General features: G+C 41.0%; 19 protein-coding genes and 1 pseudogene. 10 read left to right on the top strand and 10 right to left on the bottom strand.

Annotated features, from left to right (window positions below; all coding sequences use genetic code 11):
• Positions 1 to 5: 5 nt before the first annotated feature.
• From LEP1GSC194_RS18645 to LEP1GSC194_RS18660, 4 genes are all read right to left on the bottom strand, one after another.
• The gene (locus LEP1GSC194_RS18645) at positions 6 to 977 is read right to left on the bottom strand and encodes a M23 family metallopeptidase (protein WP_020775071.1); all 972 of its coding nucleotides are present in this window, start codon (positions 975 to 977) and stop codon (positions 6 to 8) included.
• 102 nt (positions 978 to 1,079) lie between these two features.
• Positions 1,080 to 1,442, bottom strand: coding sequence for a hypothetical protein (locus tag LEP1GSC194_RS18650; RefSeq protein WP_020775047.1), 363 nt, complete (start codon positions 1,440 to 1,442; stop codon positions 1,080 to 1,082).
• Positions 1,443 to 1,458: 16 nt separating this feature from the next.
• Positions 1,459 to 1,971: an RNA polymerase sigma factor gene (locus LEP1GSC194_RS18655; RefSeq protein WP_020775057.1), complete on the bottom strand. Its 513-nt coding sequence runs from the start codon at positions 1,969 to 1,971 to the stop codon at positions 1,459 to 1,461.
• 7 nt (positions 1,972 to 1,978) lie between these two features.
• A complete protein-coding gene (locus LEP1GSC194_RS18660) occupies positions 1,979 to 2,530 on the bottom strand; it encodes a Spy/CpxP family protein refolding chaperone (RefSeq protein ID WP_020775045.1) in 552 nt (183 codons plus the stop codon).
• Positions 2,531 to 2,697: 167 nt separating this feature from the next.
• Between LEP1GSC194_RS18660 and LEP1GSC194_RS18665 the strand changes: the two genes are divergently transcribed.
• Positions 2,698 to 3,390 carry a SanA/YdcF family protein gene (locus LEP1GSC194_RS18665; protein WP_020775041.1) on the top strand — a complete coding sequence of 231 codons (693 nt, stop codon included), beginning with the start codon at positions 2,698 to 2,700 and terminating at the stop codon, positions 3,388 to 3,390.
• Positions 3,391 to 3,517: 127 nt separating this feature from the next.
• Here LEP1GSC194_RS18665 and LEP1GSC194_RS18670 read toward each other — a convergent pair whose 3' ends face one another.
• Complete coding sequence (locus LEP1GSC194_RS18670) at positions 3,518 to 4,471, bottom strand: GDP-mannose 4,6-dehydratase (protein ID WP_020775061.1); 954 nt, start codon at positions 4,469 to 4,471, stop codon at positions 3,518 to 3,520.
• Positions 4,472 to 4,555: 84 nt separating this feature from the next.
• Here LEP1GSC194_RS18670 and LEP1GSC194_RS18675 point away from each other — a divergent pair, with 84 nt between their 5' ends.
• The 4 genes from LEP1GSC194_RS18675 to LEP1GSC194_RS18690 are packed head-to-tail and all read left to right on the top strand — an operon-like array spanning position 4,556 to position 9,042.
• Complete coding sequence (locus tag LEP1GSC194_RS18675; protein ID WP_017808166.1) at positions 4,556 to 5,560, top strand: LIC_10202 family protein; 1,005 nt, start codon at positions 4,556 to 4,558, stop codon at positions 5,558 to 5,560.
• Positions 5,557 to 6,615, top strand: a complete 1,059-nt coding sequence (locus LEP1GSC194_RS18680; protein ID WP_020775052.1) for a glycosyltransferase family 4 protein — start codon at positions 5,557 to 5,559, stop codon at positions 6,613 to 6,615. The genes LEP1GSC194_RS18675 and LEP1GSC194_RS18680 overlap by 4 nt, the downstream gene beginning before the upstream one ends.
• On the top strand, positions 6,612 to 7,661 hold the full coding sequence (locus LEP1GSC194_RS18685; RefSeq protein WP_020775025.1) for a glycosyltransferase family 4 protein: 1,050 nt from the start codon (positions 6,612 to 6,614) through the stop codon (positions 7,659 to 7,661). Before LEP1GSC194_RS18680 ends, LEP1GSC194_RS18685 begins: the two co-directional genes overlap by 4 nt.
• Complete coding sequence (locus tag LEP1GSC194_RS18690; RefSeq protein WP_020775056.1) at positions 7,645 to 9,042, top strand: glycosyltransferase family 4 protein; 1,398 nt, start codon at positions 7,645 to 7,647, stop codon at positions 9,040 to 9,042. The genes LEP1GSC194_RS18685 and LEP1GSC194_RS18690 overlap by 17 nt, the downstream gene beginning before the upstream one ends.
• Positions 9,043 to 9,472: 430 nt before the next feature.
• Here LEP1GSC194_RS18690 and LEP1GSC194_RS18700 read toward each other — a convergent pair whose 3' ends face one another.
• Positions 9,473 to 10,294 carry an inositol monophosphatase family protein gene (locus LEP1GSC194_RS18700; RefSeq protein ID WP_020775067.1) on the bottom strand — a complete coding sequence of 274 codons (822 nt, stop codon included), beginning with the start codon at positions 10,292 to 10,294 and terminating at the stop codon, positions 9,473 to 9,475.
• A complete protein-coding gene (locus tag LEP1GSC194_RS18705) occupies positions 10,291 to 10,605 on the bottom strand; it encodes a YkvA family protein (protein ID WP_036043773.1) in 315 nt (104 codons plus the stop codon). Before LEP1GSC194_RS18705 ends, LEP1GSC194_RS18700 begins: the two co-directional genes overlap by 4 nt.
• A gap of 75 nt (positions 10,606 to 10,680) precedes the next feature.
• Here LEP1GSC194_RS18705 and LEP1GSC194_RS18710 point away from each other — a divergent pair, with 75 nt between their 5' ends.
• The 4 genes from LEP1GSC194_RS18710 to LEP1GSC194_RS18725 are packed head-to-tail and all read left to right on the top strand — an operon-like array spanning position 10,681 to position 14,192.
• Positions 10,681 to 11,544: a 5'-methylthioadenosine/S-adenosylhomocysteine nucleosidase family protein gene (locus LEP1GSC194_RS18710; protein ID WP_017809528.1), complete on the top strand. Its 864-nt coding sequence runs from the start codon at positions 10,681 to 10,683 to the stop codon at positions 11,542 to 11,544.
• Entirely contained in the window at positions 11,516 to 12,553 is a 1,038-nt protein-coding gene (locus LEP1GSC194_RS18715; RefSeq protein WP_020775054.1) for an SPL family radical SAM protein, read from the top strand. The genes LEP1GSC194_RS18710 and LEP1GSC194_RS18715 overlap by 29 nt, the downstream gene beginning before the upstream one ends.
• Entirely contained in the window at positions 12,550 to 13,353 is an 804-nt protein-coding gene (locus tag LEP1GSC194_RS18720) for an SDR family oxidoreductase (RefSeq protein WP_017809529.1), read from the top strand. The genes LEP1GSC194_RS18715 and LEP1GSC194_RS18720 overlap by 4 nt, the downstream gene beginning before the upstream one ends.
• Complete coding sequence (locus LEP1GSC194_RS18725) at positions 13,350 to 14,192, top strand: carbon-nitrogen family hydrolase (protein ID WP_020775051.1); 843 nt, start codon at positions 13,350 to 13,352, stop codon at positions 14,190 to 14,192. The genes LEP1GSC194_RS18720 and LEP1GSC194_RS18725 overlap by 4 nt, the downstream gene beginning before the upstream one ends.
• On the opposite strand, the gene LEP1GSC194_RS18730 is transcribed toward LEP1GSC194_RS18725, so the two are convergent.
• On the bottom strand, positions 14,161 to 15,099 hold the full coding sequence (locus LEP1GSC194_RS18730; RefSeq protein ID WP_036043775.1) for an RluA family pseudouridine synthase: 939 nt from the start codon (positions 15,097 to 15,099) through the stop codon (positions 14,161 to 14,163). The genes LEP1GSC194_RS18725 and LEP1GSC194_RS18730 overlap by 32 nt on opposite strands.
• Positions 15,100 to 15,235: 136 nt before the next feature.
• Between LEP1GSC194_RS18730 and loa22 the strand changes: the two genes are divergently transcribed.
• The gene (gene loa22 / locus LEP1GSC194_RS18735) at positions 15,236 to 15,823 is read left to right on the top strand and encodes an OmpA family outer membrane lipoprotein Loa22 (RefSeq protein WP_020775038.1); all 588 of its coding nucleotides are present in this window, start codon (positions 15,236 to 15,238) and stop codon (positions 15,821 to 15,823) included.
• Between the two features lie 119 nt (positions 15,824 to 15,942).
• Here the strand turns inward: loa22 and LEP1GSC194_RS22770 are convergent, their stop codons facing one another.
• Both LEP1GSC194_RS22770 and LEP1GSC194_RS18745 read right to left on the bottom strand, forming a co-directional pair.
• The gene (locus tag LEP1GSC194_RS22770; protein ID WP_036043767.1) at positions 15,943 to 17,622 is read right to left on the bottom strand and encodes an LIC_10190 family membrane protein; all 1,680 of its coding nucleotides are present in this window, start codon (positions 17,620 to 17,622) and stop codon (positions 15,943 to 15,945) included.
• Between the two features lie 616 nt (positions 17,623 to 18,238).
• Positions 18,239 to 18,795, bottom strand: a pseudogene (locus LEP1GSC194_RS18745) (hypothetical protein); the annotation flags it as partial.

The raw sequence follows: 18,795 nt of genomic DNA on the forward strand, positions 1-18,795 counted from the left end.
TGAAATCAATAAACGGGGATTTTGAGATATTCCATAGGATCGGTTCGGTTGGATTCCCCGATCCATACTTCGTAGTGTAAGTGAGGTCCGGTGACGTTTCCCGAGGAACCGACCGTTGCGATCAGATTTCCTTTACGAACTTGTTGTCCGTCTTTCACGAAAATTTTCGTACAATGTCCGAAAAGGGAAAAGTAGCCGTTCGCGTGTTGAATTACGATATGATTTCCGTAACCGCGGTTCGAATAAACGACTCGATGAATTTTTCCGTTACCCGTCGCATAGATCGGAGTTCCCGGCACGTTTGCAAGATCGATCCCGTCGTGATATTCCATATAACCGGTCGTAGGCGATCTCCTAGTTCCAAAATAAGAGGTGAGATTGTAGGAATACAACGGTTCTCCGAAAGGAATCGCATCCATCACGTCGTACCTGAGATTTAGAAAATCATAAACGCTATCCATCAAGGGTCGATGTTTGTCCATGTAAACCCGCGTCGTGCGATATCCGTAGATTTCCGAAAGATAACTTCTTCCCAACATGAGATCCTTGTCCGCCGATTCTTCCGTTTTTAGTTCCGCGAGCGCGATCGTTTCGATATCGGACTCATCCGGAAGTTTCAACATCTCGTCTCCGTGTCCGTCGATAAGAGAATAAATTTCCTCTAAGTTTTCCGTAAGCGCGAGAAAATCGTCCTGAACTCCTTCGAGTTGTTCCGAGTATTCGATATATTCGTCGAAGTATTTTCCGTAGACTTGCGCCAAGGCGTTGATTTGTTTTCTTGTATTATTGTATTTTACGATTCCGAAAACGGCGATTCCCAAAATGGAAATCAAAAGACTGAACAAAAAGAAAATCGTAAAAACCGAAATTTGAAAATGAAAGGATTTATCGAAGCCGTGAGGGATGAGAAGCACGGTCAGTCTTTGATGACCCTTCTCCTTAACCCGATCCAATCTTTTGCGGATTTCCTTTTCCATCGAAATAGACTCCAGATTAAGAGTCTATCCGGGGGAAATATAGGTCAAGTGGAAACCGGGCGTGTTTTTAGTCGGAAATTTAGAATTGTCTAATATCCGTCGTTACCTTCGGTCCAAAGAGGTCTCGATCAAAGTATCCACGTCCAAGGAAACGGGAGCGTTTTTCATCGGATCTTCCGCTTTATAAATCGTATTCTGCACGTTAGATTCAGCTTCGACAGTCGCTCCGTAAATCTGTTCCTGAATCCAAGAATGAAGTTCGTTACGAGCGAGTCCCGCTCCCTGATTTTCGAAAAAAGCGAGCCATACGAAAGAGGTGGAAAAAAACGCGAATAAGAACGTAATGAACGCAAGCTGAATCATTCTCCAGCGACGTTTTTTGTAAACCGCGTCGCAGATTTTAGAACTCCAGACCTTGCTCGAAAGTCTGTCCGAAATTTCTTTCTCGAATCCGTTCGATTTCATGCTGCTTCGATCCTATCTACGACTTCTCTACGAAGATTTTCTTTAGCATTTGTTTTCCGCGAAACGCTCGAGACTTTACGGTCCCTTCGGGAATACTCAGCTTTTCCGCAATCTGTTGTTCCTTATAACCCTCTCCGACAAGACTCAACACCGATTTGTATTTCCAGGGAAGTATGGCTAAAAGATCTTTCAATTCAAAATCCGTAAAACTCGCAGACGCCGCTTCTTTTTCCTGAATCGAATTTTCCAATATCACTTTCTCTTTCAACTTACCGGCAAGCACGGTTTGTCTCGATCTTTTTTGATTCATTCTCAAAGATTCGTTTCTTGCGATCGTATAAAGCCAAGTGCTTATGGATGAATCTCCGCGAAACTTGTTTGCGGAAAGACTTTTGTATGCGCGGAAATAAGTTTCCTGAACTACGTCGTCGATGGAATCGTGAAATTCCTCGAATAAATTCTTCTTAATCGCCGAAAGTACGATATGTTTGGTCGAGTCGATCAATTCGGTAAATTCTTTCTGATCCATGGATACCTCAGTGTAAAATTCCTTGTATAGGAAGGATGATTCTCTCCGGAGAAAAAAGATTCACGGGGAATCCGGGCTCCGGACGAGCGGAAGGTTCTTTGATTTTGGATTTTTGATCCTGAGTAAGCACTTTTTCTATAGCAAGACGATGTGAGATTTGATTGATCCGAATTTCTGCGGTATACTTTCCGATCTCGACTAGGAGTTTTCTGATTTTCGTTAGATCAACGTTAGGCTCCATTAAAAGCCCTTCCAGTTCTATTTCGATCGGAGAAATTTTTTGGAGCCATTTGAAATGTTCCTGTTTGTGTTTCTCATTGATTTTGGAAATCGCATCCAATTGTTTTTCGGAAAGAGCGAATCTTTCTCTTACCGTGTCCACGTTTCCGAACACGAGACCGAAACTTCTCAATTGACGAATCGGCGCAAACTGCCGAACCGGAGGAGGATTGGAATCCATGCCGGAACGAAGCCCCATCAATTCCTGGGAAAAAATGACCGCCGGTGTAACGAAACAACCGGCGACAGTAATTCTGACAAATGCATTCAGGAGTTTCATGAGGTTTTTTCTCAATCGATAAGACCCTTGGTTCAAAAGTTTGTTTCCTGTTTCGAAATTTTTTCCGGGCTTGGATCCGTTGAAAAGAAAAAAAGAACTTTCTCCGTTGAAATTTGGCTTGTAAGCCGATCAAAAAACCTTCCTGATTTTGACGGATTCGCGATTTCGTGTTTAACCTAAATTTCCTCAAAAAATCCAAACTATATAACCGGGGACTTTTCGTTTTTTGTCTCATTATAGCCTTGCCGATCGCGATCGATTTTAGTTTTGAAGAATTATATCTCCGCACCGAAAAGTATCAAAATCACAGATCCGCCCGTCCCGCAATGGTAGCGGTCGTTCCAGGAGCCTCCGTTTATAAAAACGAACCTTCCGCAGTTTTAAAGGATCGATTGGACTGCGCTCTGGAATTGTATCATCAGGGAAAGGTGAAAAAGATTCTTCTCTCGGGAGACAACGGTTCGATTTATTATAATGAAGTAAAACCGATGTTGCTCTACATCCTTAAAAACAAAGTGAACGAAAAGGACGTATTCGTCGATCATGCGGGTTTTAGAACGTTAGACACATTGGTTCGTGCAAAAGAAATTTTTCGGATAAAAGATCTGATTTTTGTCAGCCAGAGAGTATATCAACCCCGGGCCGCGTTTCTTGCGAATAAGATCGGTCTCGGATTTCAAGCCTTTGAATCGGATCGAAGAATTTATACGAGCGGACCTTTCAGCAGGTTCAGGGAATTTTTTGCAAGAACTCTAGCCTGGATCGATATGAATTTATTCAAGACGAATCCGAAATATCTGGGTGATCCGTTTCCCATCGAAGGAAGCGGCGTTAAAACCTGGAAAGGTTCTGCGTTTTAGGATTTTATAATAGAGTTGTTGAAAAATTCAATAGTCGCGATTAACAAAACTACTTCAATCGTCCATTTGAATGAAACAGAAACAAATGGAGAATTAATTTTTCAACAACTCTAATGTAATTTTTGATTTAGATCATTCGATACCACTGATAAACGTCCCGAATCGTATCCGATAAATCGTAATTAGGTTCCCATCCTAGTTTTTGAAGTTTGCCATTGTCTCCGAAAAGACGTTTCATTTCCGCCGGACGAAAACGCGAAGGATCGACTTCCACAGGAATCTTCGTACCCGAAGTCAAAATGATTTTATCCAAGACGTCTCGAATTACGACTTCCTTGCCGGAACAGATATTGTAGATTTCGCCAGGTCTTCCCTTTTCAGCAAGAATTCGATAAGCACGCGCAACGTCCCGCACATCCAAAAAATCTCTCGTAGACGATAGATCTCCGACTAAAATTTTTCTTTCGGATTCGGAACGTTTGAGAGCTTCCAAAACCTGCGAACAAAAATTAGGAATTACAAAATTAAGACTTTGTTTAGGACCCGTATGATTGAACGGCCTCGCAATCACGACTTCAAGTTCGGGAATCCATCGATGATATTGTAGGCAATAAATTTCCGCACAGGACTTTGAGGAAGAATACGGATTGAGCGGTGAAGGAGAGACGGACTCTTGAACGGGAAGACAAGACTCCGGAACGTTTCCATAGATGTCGGAAGAGGAAACGTAAACGAAACGAACTTTCTTTTTTAGGGAACGTAAAGATTCCAATAGATTCAACGTTCCGTGTACGTTAATTTCCAATGTCTCACCCGGATCTTCCACCGCTTTAGGAACGAAAGGTTGTGCGGCAAGATGAAAGATCGCGTCCGGTGAAAATTCATGGACGATGGAACGAACCTGATCTAGATTTCGGATATCGCAGACGGCGGATCGATACGATCTTGGAAGTTCGGAATCTTCTTTTCTATCAGGGCCCGGTTGAATTCCGATCCCTAAGAAATCGGTATAGGAATGTTTTAATTCCTTCAGCAGATATCCGCCTACAAACCCTGCCGCTCCCGTTATAAGGCACTTCATAGAATTCTTGCTTTTCCGTAAAAATACTGTTGTTTTAGAAAATGAATAAAAAACAATCGAATAAAATTCTCTCCCCTTTTGAGCATGGAAGATAAATTTCAGGAACTATTCGAAATCAGAGATTCTAGGATCAACGTGCGCGAGATCATGGAAGAAATCGAATCCAAGCTCAAGAAAAATCCTTCCACAAAAGAAGATATAGAAAAACTCACTCATTGGAAATTCTCACCCCCAAGTCCGGAAGGTTACAGAGATTTCGATCCCGCGGAAATCGCTCATCTTTTTGAAAAAGGAATCGCTCCTCCGAAATTTTCCAATCCTAAACTTCGATTCGTACGCGGACCGCTCAAATGGCTTTTGATTCGTTTTGCGGAGTTCTATTCTTTTTTAGATAAAAAACTTTCCGAAAACAGAACCCGCGCCTTTTACAGCGTGTTACACGAATTGATTTTAATCCGCTGTGAAAATCAAAATCTGAAAAGAAAAATGGAATCTTTTTATTCCGAATTTTTAGAATTGAACCAAGCCGTCGGAAAAGAAGTCAGGCCCGAATTTCTTTGGGCCAATGAAAATTTATACTCGGAAGATTCGATCGAAGAAAGTGAAAACTTCCTATTGGAATCCATCGATCCCTCCGAAAAAGTTTTAGTTTTATCGCCCGGTTGGGGAAAGATACTCAAACAACTTTTAAAATCGGGTTTTGAATTCGATTCGGTCAGCTGGAACAAATCCTGCTCGGAATTTATAGGAAATTCGATAACGACAAACGTCAAACTGGAAGAACCAGGTTCCATCCCAGGCGATTGTTCAAAATATTCTAAAGTTATAATATATGAGAATTTATCGATTCATCCCCATTGGCTGATTGAAAAAACACTCAGGGCCCTCAGCCTCCACGTTTCATCCGGAACGGAAATTCGTTTCCGATTTTCAAACGAGAATTCCAATTATCCCTCCCCGTTTTTGCCCTTGAGACTTACGAAAATTCAGGAACCTCTGATCCGGGATTATCTCAAACAACTCGGTTTTAGGAACATCGTAGAAAAAAAATCGGAAGACGGTTTCACCGTTCTTTCGTTTCGAAAATGAAAGTTTATCAACACGTCACCGAATTTCGGGACGGAGACGGAATCGGAAACGATATCAAAGGAATTCGAAACGTTCTCGAAAACTTAAAGGTTTCGAACTCCGTCGTTTGTCTCAAAAATTTTTCGAAAGAACCCTTTCCTATCGAAGTTCATCCGACTTCTTCTCATTTTTCTCGGAACGACGTGCACATTCTGAACTACGGAGGTTGCGGTTATCCCCTGAATTGGTTTCGAAATCTTCCCGGAAAAAAAATCGTTCGTTACCAGAGTTTTACCCCGGCGAGTTACTTTAAGAATTTCGTAAGTCCCGAAATTTACAACACTCTTCAACTCGAAGAAAAACGTTCCTTGTTGGAATTATATTCGCTTAAAAACGAAACGGATTTGTTCTTACCTTCTTCCCAATTTAATGCGAACTTCCTACAATCCCTCGGAGCGGTAAACACGCTCGTTCTTCCCATCGTAAAGAAGTATTCGATTCGGGAAAAAATCACAAAGGACAAAAGAGAATTTACGATCGGATTTATCGGAAGGTTTTCACCCAATAAAAAAACGGAAGACCTTTTGGAATTACTCGAATCGATTTTAAAATTCAGACAAAACGTTCAACTCCTAATCTGCGGAAACGTGCCTCGGATTTTCGAAGAATATTATAATTTTCTTAAAAAGATCATTTTACGCAAACGACTGACTGGAAACGTTCAAATTCGTCTGAACGCGAACGATACCGAAATGGAGTCCTTTTTAAACTCCATGGATCTGTACGTTTGTATGAGCGAACACGAAGGATTCAACATTCCCGTTTTGGACGCGTTCGGGGCCGGAATTCCCGTGATCTCTTATTACGCGGCAGCGACTCCGGATACGATGAAAACCGGAGGAATTCTTTTCAAAAATAAATCCTCTTCCGCCATGAGTCTTCTCGCAGCTCTGATCGATAACCTTTTGGAAAAGAAAACGTTACGCGAACAGATCTCGGAAAAGGAACAGAAAATCGCCAAAGAATACAATGCTTTTCCGTTCGAAAATCTTTTCAGTGAGAAAATTCTGGTATGAGGCAGGTTCAGCAATTTTCTGCGGGTTTTAATCCGGGCGACGCGATCAGCAACCAAATGCTTGAAATCCGAAACTACTTAAGAGATTTGGAATATAAAGGAGATATATTTTCCGAAAACATAGGCGCGTCCAAACTTCCTTTCGTAAAAAAGTATAAAACATACGGCAAATCCTCGAAAGATATTCTATTCTATCATCATTCGATTCATTCGGGAGTGTTCGATTTTTTAAGAAGTTTCCGATCCCCCAGAATTCTGATTTACCATAACGTGACTCCGCATCATTTTTTCGAATCCTACGACTTAAAGATGAGCTACCTTTTAAAAAAAGGAAGAGAAGATTTAAAAAAAATGAAGGAGAGATTCGATTTCGTCTTTGCGGTTTCCAAGTTCAATCAAAAAGAATTGGAAGAATTAGAATTTCAGAATGTAGGAATCCTTCCTATCACGTATCAACTTTCCGAAAATTTTCCGAAAATCGAAAGATCGAATTCTGCCGTCAAAAAAATCCTATTTGTCGGAAGGATTACTCCCAATAAAAAACAGGACGATTTAATCCGACTTGCTTACGCGTATAAGTCCATGATTTCGGATCGATTTCAATTTTATCTCGCCGGTTTCAGTTCGAGGGAGTTGTATCTTTATCGGGAAGAATTGGAAAGGATGTTGGACTTTTACGATCTGAGAAAGAACGTATTGATCACCGGTTTTCTTTCCGACGTCGAACTCAACAATCTCTATCAAGAAGCGGACGTTTTCGTTTCCATGAGCGAACACGAAGGTTTCTGCGTTCCTTTGATCGAAGCCATGGTTCATAGAATTCCGATTCTTGCCTATTCCGGAGGAGCGGTTCCCGAAACTTTGAACGGCGCCGGGATTATTTTTACGGAAAAAAAATTTCCGGACCTTGCAATTTTGCTCGATAAGATTTTGACCGACGTTCCTTTTCAAAATCAAATTTTAACAAGCCAAGACCTTCGTTTGAAAGAATTCAAAAAAACGGATTCGAAATCCGTTCTTAAGAAAACCATTGAAACCCTCTCTTAAAAAGATCGCGGTCGTTTCTCCGATTTTTTCGGACAAGGTTTCCGGAGGATCGGAAAAACTCATCTTTCAATTCGTGGAATTGTTGGCCGCGGACTTCGAAATCACCGTTTTAACGACTCGCAGTTTGGATTATATCACTTGGAAGAATTCGATCCCGATTGAAGAGAAAAATTTATTCCACGAAGGAACAAATCCATCCAAACCGATCCGGTTCGAAAAAAGATCCGCTTCCTTGGGCGGAAAATATAAGGTCGTTCAGTTCACCGTTGAAAAACAAAGAAACATCGAAAGATTCGATCGACTTTCCAAAAAAATTTTGGCTCAGCAAAACAAGGAAAACGTCCATCGTTGGTTACGGGAACAAGGCCCTTACGTTCCGGAACTGATTCAATTTATCGAATTTAGAAAAAGCGAATACGATCTTTTTTTCTTTGTGAGTTATCTTTATTATCCTTTGGTTTTCGGGTTACCTTTGGTCGCGGAAAAATCCGTAGTTATTCCCACGTTTCACGACGAGGCTCCGGCTTATCTGCAAATATATAAGGAAGTTCTAACGGACCAAAGCTCGTATTCGTTCAACACCCCGGAGGAATTGGAGGTTTTTCGGAAGATTCTCGGATACAAACCGAGTACCTATTCGATCGTCGGAATGAATCTCGACTTGGATCGATACTTGGACGAATCGATTTCAAAAAAGGATCCCGATGTTTTAGAAAGTTCAAATCCATCCGAAAATTCCAAAACCTCAAGTTCCTCAAAAAACGTAAAAAACTCGAATTCGCAAGCGAGTTCGAAACTTCCCGATTCGCGAGAAATTTCTTCCACTTCGGAGGAAGTTCCCTTTTTACTCTACGTCGGTCGCGTGGATCAAGGTAAGGGTTTTTTGGAAATGGCGGAATGGTTTGCGGAATGGAAAAAGAATACGGAGCTTCCTCACAAACTCAAAATCGCCGGAAAGATCGTCTCCAAAATCCCGATTAAAATATTAGAGAATCAAAATATAGAATTTTTAGGATTCGTCGAAGAGGGAATAAAACTCGAACTTCTTCAGGATTGCGCCTGTTTGATCAACTCTTCTCCTTTGGAAAGTTTTTCCATAGTTCTCATGGAAGGTTGGTTAATGGGAAAACCGGCACTCGTCAACGGCAGATCGGACGTTCTCAAAGGGCATTGCCTCAGAAGCAACGGCGGACTTTTTTATTCCGATCGAAAGAGTTTCTTTGCGACCTTGGATTACCTTTTGAATCATCCGAAAGAATCGATCGAAATGGGCGGAAACGGAAAAAGATACGTGGAACAAAATTTCAATCCGAAAACCGTTAAAGAAAAATTGCTTCGATTGATCGATAAGACGATTCAGAAAAAATATTCGAGTTCTTAATTTTATAGGAAGCTCTTTTGGCGATTATCCGCTTACATACATGAGACCTTAAGCGGTAGGTTTATAGTTACATTTCAATAGTCTAATTTAAAATATCTTAAACAATTACCCGTAAAATTATACGAGAAATTTGTCCTAAAAACCTGATGGAAATTTGCAGGAGCGCACTAGGAGTCAGATGACCTTGTGCATCCTAGAAAAAGTTGTCAGGAAGTGATATAATCAATGCGAAAGCGATTGAAGCGAGATCAACAAATTGGAATGACGAAAGAATTTCGCTTTTCGAACGATCCGTCAATTTGTTGATCAGAGCAGAAAGCGCGGTCCAGCCTTGGCAAAGCCAAGGGCTGGATTCGCCCAGCTTTTTACGCCAAACTCGCGTCATTAAAACTTCGTTATACTATATTATAATTTACTTATGAGCTTGTTCCTAACTCAAGTCGTAGAGATAATCCCCCATTCCCATTCCTTCCATCATCTTTTCATGAATGTGTCCGTTACTCGCAACCAAGTTCGGTATATAAGGAGTGAACGTATTACCGTCGTAAGTCGACATCCTTCCGCCCGCTTCGGCGAGAATCACGGAGGCCGCAGCCATATCCCAAGGTTTTAAACCTTCCTCCCAAAACGCGTCGAACCTTCCTTCGGCGACCCAACAAAGATCGAGTCCGGCGGCTCCGGTCCTTCGAACGCCTCTCGTCTTCAATAAAAAATTTCTATAAAAAAACATAAGACGATCTATTTTCTTTTCCCGATCGTACGGAAAGCCAGTACAAAGCAAGGATTGTTTCAGAACTTTCGTTTTGGAAACGGTTATTCGTTTTTGATTTTTAAACGCCCCGTAACCTTTGCGAGCGTGATAGATTTCGTTCATCGCGGGAAGCGGAACGATTCCCATTACAACTTCGTTGTTTTCCAGGTTTTCCAAACCGATACACGCGCAGTACAAAGGAAGTTTATGAGAATAATTGATCGTTCCATCCAACGGATCTATGATCCATTTAAAAACGGAACTTCCTTTTTTATCGGTTCCTTCCTCTCCTAAGATTCCGTCCTCAGGAAACATTCTTTCGATTTCGTCGATGATTCTCTTTTCGGATCCCTGATCCGCTTTCGTTACGAGATCGATTTCTCCTTTGTAAACGATTTCAAGATCGGCCTCTTCCTGCGTGGTTGCCAAAAATTCCATCACCTTGGGAACAAAGTTCAGGAAATGTTCGTATCTGATTTTGATTTCGTTGTCTAAACTCATTCTTTCTCCAAGAATTTTCTGGCCTTTTCTCTGTGTTCTTCTCGAATCGCCGATTGAACACTTGCCAGTACGGCCGCAATCACTCCGGCGTCATCCAGAAATCCAGCGCCCGGAATAAAATCCGGAACCGCATCGATCGGAGAAATGAAATAAGCCAATGCGCCCGCGATGATAAGTTTGGTTCGAAGAGGCGTTTCCGAATCCATCATGGAATAATATAACGCCACAAGATCTTCCGTAAACGGTATCTTGGACATTACGGATTTTAATTTCGGCCAAAATTCCCTTTTTACATTTTCAATCAAATCCATAAAAGGTTCCTTTTCTTTCGAGTCGATGATTTCTCTCTTGTCCCAAATTCTACTTCCGGATATCAAGAAAGAAAGATGATTTTTATTTCCGTCGCACTTTTCTCGGAAGCGAAACCCTTGATCGAAACGTTGGGGTTGAAAATTTTCCGGGACAAAACTCCCTTTCCGGTCTTCCAAAACGAAAGTTATACGTTGGTCGTTTCCGGAACGGGTAAAATTCATTCGGCCATGTCCGTCGCATTTTTATTAAACGAATTCAAAAATTCGATTATAGCTTCTTCGTGGATTTTGAATTTCGGAATCTGCGGCGCGCCGAAAGTATTTTCGAAAATCGGAGAATCCTTTTTAATCCATAAAATCACGGACGAGGGTTCGTCCAAAAGCGTTTATCCGGATATTCTTTTTAAATCTCCGATCCTCGAATCGACTTTGTTGACCGTAGATAAACCCTTATTCGAAAGCGAAACCTCCGAACTCCCGGACACGTTAGTCGACATGGAAGCTTTCGGCTTTTTTCAAGCTTCCAGAAAATTCTTTTCTTCGGATAAAATTCGGATCGTTAAAACGGTTTCGGATCATTTTACGAAATCGGAAATCGGAGCCGCCGATAAAGTTTCTCTTAGAATCAACGAGGCGCTTCCGAATATTCTTTCGATTTTGTCGATTCCGATTTCCCAAGGAAACGGAGTCGATCTCAAACAGGATGAAACTTCCGCTCTTTTAATCATGTCCGAAATTTTACGCTTATCGGAAACGGAAACGATTCAATTGAAAGACTGGATGATCGGTTATAAAATCAGAACCGGAAATTCCCCGGAACAAGGTCTTGATATTTTGAAGAGTACGATCGGAATCTTGAACTCGGAAAAAATCGGAGTCAAAACGAGAGACGAAGGTAAAAAGGGACTACATGCACTCAAACAATTCTACCAGTCCTAAAAGATTCTCCCATATTTATGTGGAAGATTCCGCAAAGGATCATCCGAAAACTTTGGAGATTCTTTCCAAGTTTCCCGAATCGGTTACGATTCCGATCGATTCCTACAAGGAAGTATTCAATCCTTCCTCTCAAAATTTTCAGGCACAGAAAAGAAGTCCGAAACTCATATTAGCAAAACGGAAAGAACAATTTTTGTATTCCGGTTCGGGAGTCGCTCCCGACTTCGGTTATCGTTTTTTTTATTACAACGCTCTTGTTTTAAATTGTCCTTACAATTGTTCCTATTGTTATCTTCAAGGAATGTATTCCTCCGCAAATATGGTGATTTTCGTAAACAACGAAGAATACATCCGAAAAACAGAGGAACAACTCAAACTTTCCAATCCTCTTTATCTTTGTATTTCCTACGATACGGACCTTTTGGCGTTGGAAAATATATTAGGATATTGTAAAGAATGGATTTTATTTGCGAACTCGAATCCGGATCTGATCGTTGAAATCAGAACCAAAAGCGCCAATTTCAAATCCATCTCCGATCTGAAACCGACTCCGAACGTTATCCTCGCTTGGACCCTTTCGCCGGACTCCGCGGTTGAGGAACACGAACCGCTGACTCCGAGGCTTTCGTCCCGATTGAAAAATATCAAGAACGCCTTGAACGCGGGCTGGCAGGTTCGTATTTGTATCGATCCGATCTTGAACGTCCCGAATTGGAAATCCGTTTATTCGGAATTGATTCGAAAAATTTTCGAGGAAATTCCGGGAGAAAAACTGAGGGAGATCAGTCTTGGATCCTTTCGGATGAATTCGGATTATTTTAAGAATTCCAAAAAACGAAGACCCGATTCCTACTTGTTTTATCTTCCGATGAATACTCGCGCAGGAGTAAAATCCTACCCGGAAGAATTGGAAAAAGAAATGTTCACAATCGTCCAAAATGAACTCGAAAAATTCGTCCCTCGGGAAAAAATCCACAGGTTACTCGCAAGCGAAATGAAATCCGAATGAATACCGACTTAAAAACTAACAACTCTTTGGCGATCGTAACCGGCTCCTCCAAAGGGATCGGAAAAGCGATTTCGGAACTTTTAGTTTCCAAGGGTTACAAAGTAATCGGAATTTCGAGAACGGAACCGAACTCCTCCCTTTTAAAAAATTCCCTTTTGTATAAACACGTCGCACTGGATCTTTCCGACACAAAGAAAATCGAATTCAAATTATTGAATATTCTCAAAGAGGAACCTCCTCTGAAAATCTTGGTAAACAACGCAGGTTTAGGTAATTTTTCTCCGCATGAGGAAATCCCTTTCGAAGAATTGGAAAGGATGCTCGTCGTCAATTTTGTTTCCCCGATTTTAATCACTAAATTATTTCTGAGGGATCTAAAGAGGAATAAAGGTTGGATCTTTCAAATTCATTCGATCTCGGCCTTGAAAGAATCCGTTAGAGGGGCCGCATACGCCGGAACCAAGGCCGGACTCAGGCATTTCGGATTAAATTTATTCGAAGAAATTCGAAAATCGGAAGTCAAATTTATAAGCATCAATCCGGATATCGTAGATACCGAGTTTTACGAACGACTGGATTTCGAAAAAGATTCCGATCCGGATTCTTATCTGAACGTTTCCGAAATTCTGAATGCGTTCGAATACGCCCTTTCCGGTCCGGAAAATTTAGGTTTTACGGAAATTACGATTCGTCCTAAGTACCATCGCGTTTCGAAAAAACCTTTCGTTCGAAAGAATGAAAACGATACCGAAACTTTTGTTCAGAAGGATAAAAACGAATCGAAGGGGGAAAAAAATTGAACCACGGTGAACTGAACGTCGCTCTTGTACAATGCGATCTTTCTTGGGAAAATCAGGAAACGAACTACGAACACGTTCGAAATCTGATTCACTCCACGCTTGAAAAAAAGCCGGACGAAAATCCGGATTTGATTTTGCTTCCGGAAACCTTTGCGACCGGATTTACGATGAGATCGGAAAGGATCGCGGAACAGGACGAAGGCCCGACCGAAACCTTTTTAAAAGAAATCGCAAAAGATACTCGGGCTACGATCTGCGCGGGTTGGATCCGAAAAAACCCGAAAGGAAAACCGTTCAACACAGTCAGCGTCGTTAGTCCGACCGGGGAAATCGTATTACGTTATTCTAAAATTCATCCGTTCACTTTCGGCGGCGAGGATCGTCATTACAGTTCCGGTTCCGAAATAGTCGGTTACGATTTGAACGGTTTTAGGATCACTCCTTTTATCTGTTACGATATTCGTTTTCCGGAAATTTTTCGGAGACTCGCCGGTGAAACGGATATATTCACCGTTCACGCAAACTGGCCGATTCCGAGAATTCATCACTGGGAACTGATTTTAAAAACGAGGGCCATCGAAAATCAGGCTTACGTTTTCGGAGTCAATCGGATCGGAATCGCGGGACACAACAAAAGCGTTCATCACAACGGGCATTCTCTTGCGGTGGCGCCTAACGGAGACTTTGAGGACGCCGGTGAGAACGCGGAAACGATTCTATTTTACAAGGCTTATAAAAAATCGATTCTGGATTATAGGGAAAATTTTCCGGTTCTTGCGGATCGTAAGGATCAAAACCTAATTCAGGTCAGAATAGCGGAGCATTCTTCTCGAACCTAAGAAATCTTTCGCCGAGAGGAAGAGTCGCTTCGATCAATTCTCCCGTAAACGGATCCTCGAATTTGAGATAGTAGGATAATAGTTGTAATCCGTACGATTCGAACTGGGACCCCGCTCTCGAATACAATAAATCTCCTACGACCGGACATCTCTGACTTTGAAAATGAATTCTGATTTGATGGGTCCTTCCCGTTTCCAATCCCACTTCTACAAAGCTGAACTTTCTTCCGGAACGAGAGTTGATGTATTTTAGAACTTTATAATGTGTTATCGATCTTCTTCCTTTCGGCGATACGGTCATCTTTAATCTTTCTACCGGATGTCTTGCTATCGGTAGATCGATGGTTCCCGTTTCTTCCGGAGGATGTCCTTGAACCCAAGCATAATATTTTTTTTCGATTTCTCTTTTCCTGAAAAGTTCGGAAAGTTTTCCGTGGGCCCGATCGTTTTTGGCGATGAGAATCAATCCTTCCGTGGGTTTATCCAATCGATGTACGATTCCGGGTCTTGCTTCTCCTCCCGCTTTTGACAACTCTTTAAAATGATAGAGAAGTCCGTTGACTAAACTTGGAGAACGATCACCCGGTCCACTATGACTTGCGATTCCGGCGGGCTTGTGAATGATTAGAAAATTATCTCTTTCCAAAACGACCGGTAAGTCCATCGGGATCGGTTCCAAGTTGAGGGGAGGCCTTGGCGGAATGGAAAGTAAATATCTTTCGCCGGTTTTCACCTTCCAGGAACTTTTGCCGAAAACTTTCTCGTCTTGATTGCGAACGTACCCGGATTCAATCCATTTCTGAATCGTTGCACGGGATACTTCGTCCCCGAATGAACATTTCAGGAATCGATCCAATCGATTTCCGGAAAATTCTTCCAATACCTCTGCTTTTAGTTCTATGTTCATTGAAAATAAAAGAGGATTCCAGATTTTTACTTCACGCGTTTTTAGCACTCTAAAAAAACAGTTTCCATTTTCCTTCCTAAACCTTAATATGACACACTGAAACCAAAACCCCTTAGATCTAAGGAAGGAAAGAAACATGGTCAAAAAGATTTTGAATCTGATTCTGCTCGGTGCAATTGCATTTTCATTCACTCTTTGCTCCTCCGCTGAAAAAAAAGAGGAAACTGCCGCTCCTGAGCCATCCGGGCAAGAGCAGTCCGCTGCAGCAAACAGAAACGTCGACGTTAATTCTCCCGAAGCGATCGCCGATTCCTTAAACGAACAAATTAAGGAATTTAGATATCCGGACGGAATGACTCGTCCCGGATTCAGCTACAAAAAAGCGGATGTTACCGCCGGTGATTTCAGCGAGTGGTCGAAAGTAAACGCTCCGGTAATCAAAGAAGGTCTTGGAAAACTTCCCGATAGCTACGCTCTTGAAATTACCGGACACACCGATGCGATCGGTCCCGAGCAAGCTGAAGGCGCTAAAAAAGGGAATATCTTTTACTCCGAACTTCGCGCCAATGCAGTTAAACAAGCTCTGATCAAACAAGGAATTCCCGCAAACCGTATCGTTACGAAAGGCGCCGGTTCTTCCGAACCTGTTTCCGGGCTCGATGCGAAAGACGCTAAAAACAGAAGAGTTACCTTCCGTTTCGCTACTTCCGCACCTCAACAATAAAACCAATCAACCGGAAATCCGATTCGATTCAGAAAGGGCCGATGAGAAATCATCGTCCCTTTTTTATTTGATTTTGGTTTTTCGCAACTTCCACTGGATTCCGAATTGGAACGACTTCATTATGGATTTTGAATGTTTTTAAATCCGGTTTGTAGAGTTTTTCCTCTTAAAGTAAGTGTTTCATTTTTATAAGGCATACATGGGATCTTATGATCGAAACACCGATCTCCTTCCGCGGGAATAAAAACTTCCAAATCTTTAACATTAATCGTTTTGAAACCCAGATTCGGAGGAATTTCAATTTTTCGAGGACGAACGAAAAAAGCGGAATTTTCCTCAACGAATCGTTTAAGCCTATTATAAGTTCTGTGATTCAGCAGTGAAACGAGAATTATGATTAAGCAAAAAATGAAAATTACTTTTGATGGCCTCTTCAAACGGTTTATCCAATGAAATTTAATTCTAAAATCTAAATAAAAGAGCGGTGAAATCGCTGCAACTCCAAGAAATGCTTTACCGAATCTCGGATCAGGTGCGAGAAAAATCCAAAAGATTATGCCGACCGAGGAAGTGGAAAGTATGAGGAATGTTTGAAAATTTATTTTTATTTTTTTAAATATAGTAAGAATCAACGCCAACACCGGAAATAGGAACGATACGAAAAAAATGAGTCGACTAAATATCGACCTATTTCTCCACCAAATTGGAAACCATTCCCAAAAATTCATCCGAGAAGCTTCTATGTATCCTTCACCTGGGTTTCTTGCCCATCCGGTTATGGCTAATTTTTCGGAAATAACGTTTCCTATCGAAACCTTCCAATCGAAATCGAAAAGATCGATTGCGGGAAATGGATAAATCAAATAACCCGATAAGATAATATTTCGAGTCAACCAAGGTAAAAGAAGGAACGATATAACTGACATTATTAGTAATAATTTTTTTTTCTCGAACCTGAATTTAATAATTAATATGAAAACTAATAAAAAAAGCGGCAGTGTTGCCAATTTAACGCTGATCGTATATACGGATAAAATGATAGACGGAAAATAATTTTTCAAACTTAAATCCGATCCGGTACTTCCAGTTTTGGGTAAGTTTGTCAGAATATACAAAGGAAATACAATGGAAATAAGATCCGGTGTAGGCGATGATAAATTTACAATCTGATCCAATATTATGACGAATGCGGCGATATTTAGCAAGAACGAGTTCGTAAATCCTTCCTGTTTTGAAATCGCATAAATTCTATTTATATAATGCAAAACTAATATTGAATAAACGGTAAAATTCACAGAGAATATTTCCTGATTAAAAACATCCCTTAAGGAGGTAAGTGCAAAAATCGTAAATACATTGGGATTAAATCCGAATCTTCCGTGTATATTTGCAAGACCGGGAACGACCGCATACTCTTCGATCCATTTTATAGATTGAATGTGATAGAGCCCCGAATCATATGCAAACGGAGGATTTAAGGAAAAGATCAGAGCATATAAAATAACGGGAGCCGCTATGGCAAGAACGAGACCTTTATGAATGAATTTAAACGCTAATACCTTCAAATTTTCCTTTACAAAATATAAAAGCGTGGAGCAGAAAATCAAAAAGACAATCAGCACTAATGTTGTAATCGGAAAAAATAAGGATATAAATGATACAAAGGCGTTCGTTACGGATAAACCTATAAAAAATTTATCCGTAAATTGAAATTTTATTTTCAAAACTCTTTCAGCAAAGCTTCCGAAGGAAAGAAAGATATACAACGACAAGACAGTGGAAATTAGTATAGCAAGCATACAAATATTTTTACGAAATGGGTTTTCTTTGAAACTAAATCCTATCCGTTTGTTTTTGAGAATACGGACTCCATTTTCAATTTTTTTAAGAGCCCAATGTTTCTTTCTTCAAAGTTTGTAGGATTAAAATCTCCCTTAGGGACTTTGCGTTATTCATTTTGAATAACGTTTTCTATGGTTTAATAGAATACGAATAAGTAAAGAAAATATAAACTTTACGGTAAAGACAATTATTTTCTCCACAGTTCTTTTGCAACATGTTTGGAATGGGTCATCCTTGAAAAGGAATACTAATTTTTTTGATTTAAGGAAGTAAACCTTTCCTTTAATTCTTAAATCTGCGAAAAAATAGGACGACCTCGGTTGACGCGTCATATTAGAACTTGACACAAGAAAACGTGGCGGTCAGTTACGTCGAAGCAAACCATCGGGAGCTAAGTGTTGAATTACGCAGCTTGACATTTTGGTAAAGTGAGATTAAAAGTTCGCATGCGGGTTTTTATAAGATCCGCATGCGAACTTTATTTTGTGCAATTTTATGATATTCTTCTTACTATCTACGCACAACTCTGAAAACCGGTTTGCGCACACACTTTTGCACTGAAGAAATTTGTTTTCATAGCACCCTTTTTGCAAACACATAAGGAAAAGCTGATATACCCCGAGCGTCGGTTGTTTTGCCTGTACGGGGAGTTCCGTTGGTTCCGTCGGAGATTGGTAATTCAACCTTTACTCCGCTGGGAATATATACTTCGGCAGTAGTCACACCCCATCCATTCCCAAAACCCGTATTATTGGAAGCAGTAGTACTCGAATCATGTCTATGCCCCTGAAACCGATCCCTTCTTCTTAAACCACCGATCCATTCACTATCAGCATCCATGACAGAAACGAATCCCCGTCCCTGCATAGCAAAATGTCGCACTTGATTGGTAATGGTAGTTCCTTGAATCGCATCAGGCAGTCGATGTTTGTAAAAACGAACTTTCACTCCCGAAAGAGAACCACTGGAGTTCGCCGCTGAACAAGTGAAACTGATCGTTCTACTCGCGGAGGAAAGAGCGGAAATCGCAAGGGTGGCATTTGCAGGTACGCCCCCGATTGTTTGTAGAAGAGTTCCTGTCATCCAGTTTGTAAAGGAACCATGAACTAGATTGTCTTCTGCTAAAGCGT

Source organism: Leptospira alstonii serovar Sichuan str. 79601 (assembly GCF_000347175.1).
Lineage (GTDB): Bacteria > Spirochaetota > Leptospiria > Leptospirales > Leptospiraceae > Leptospira > Leptospira alstonii.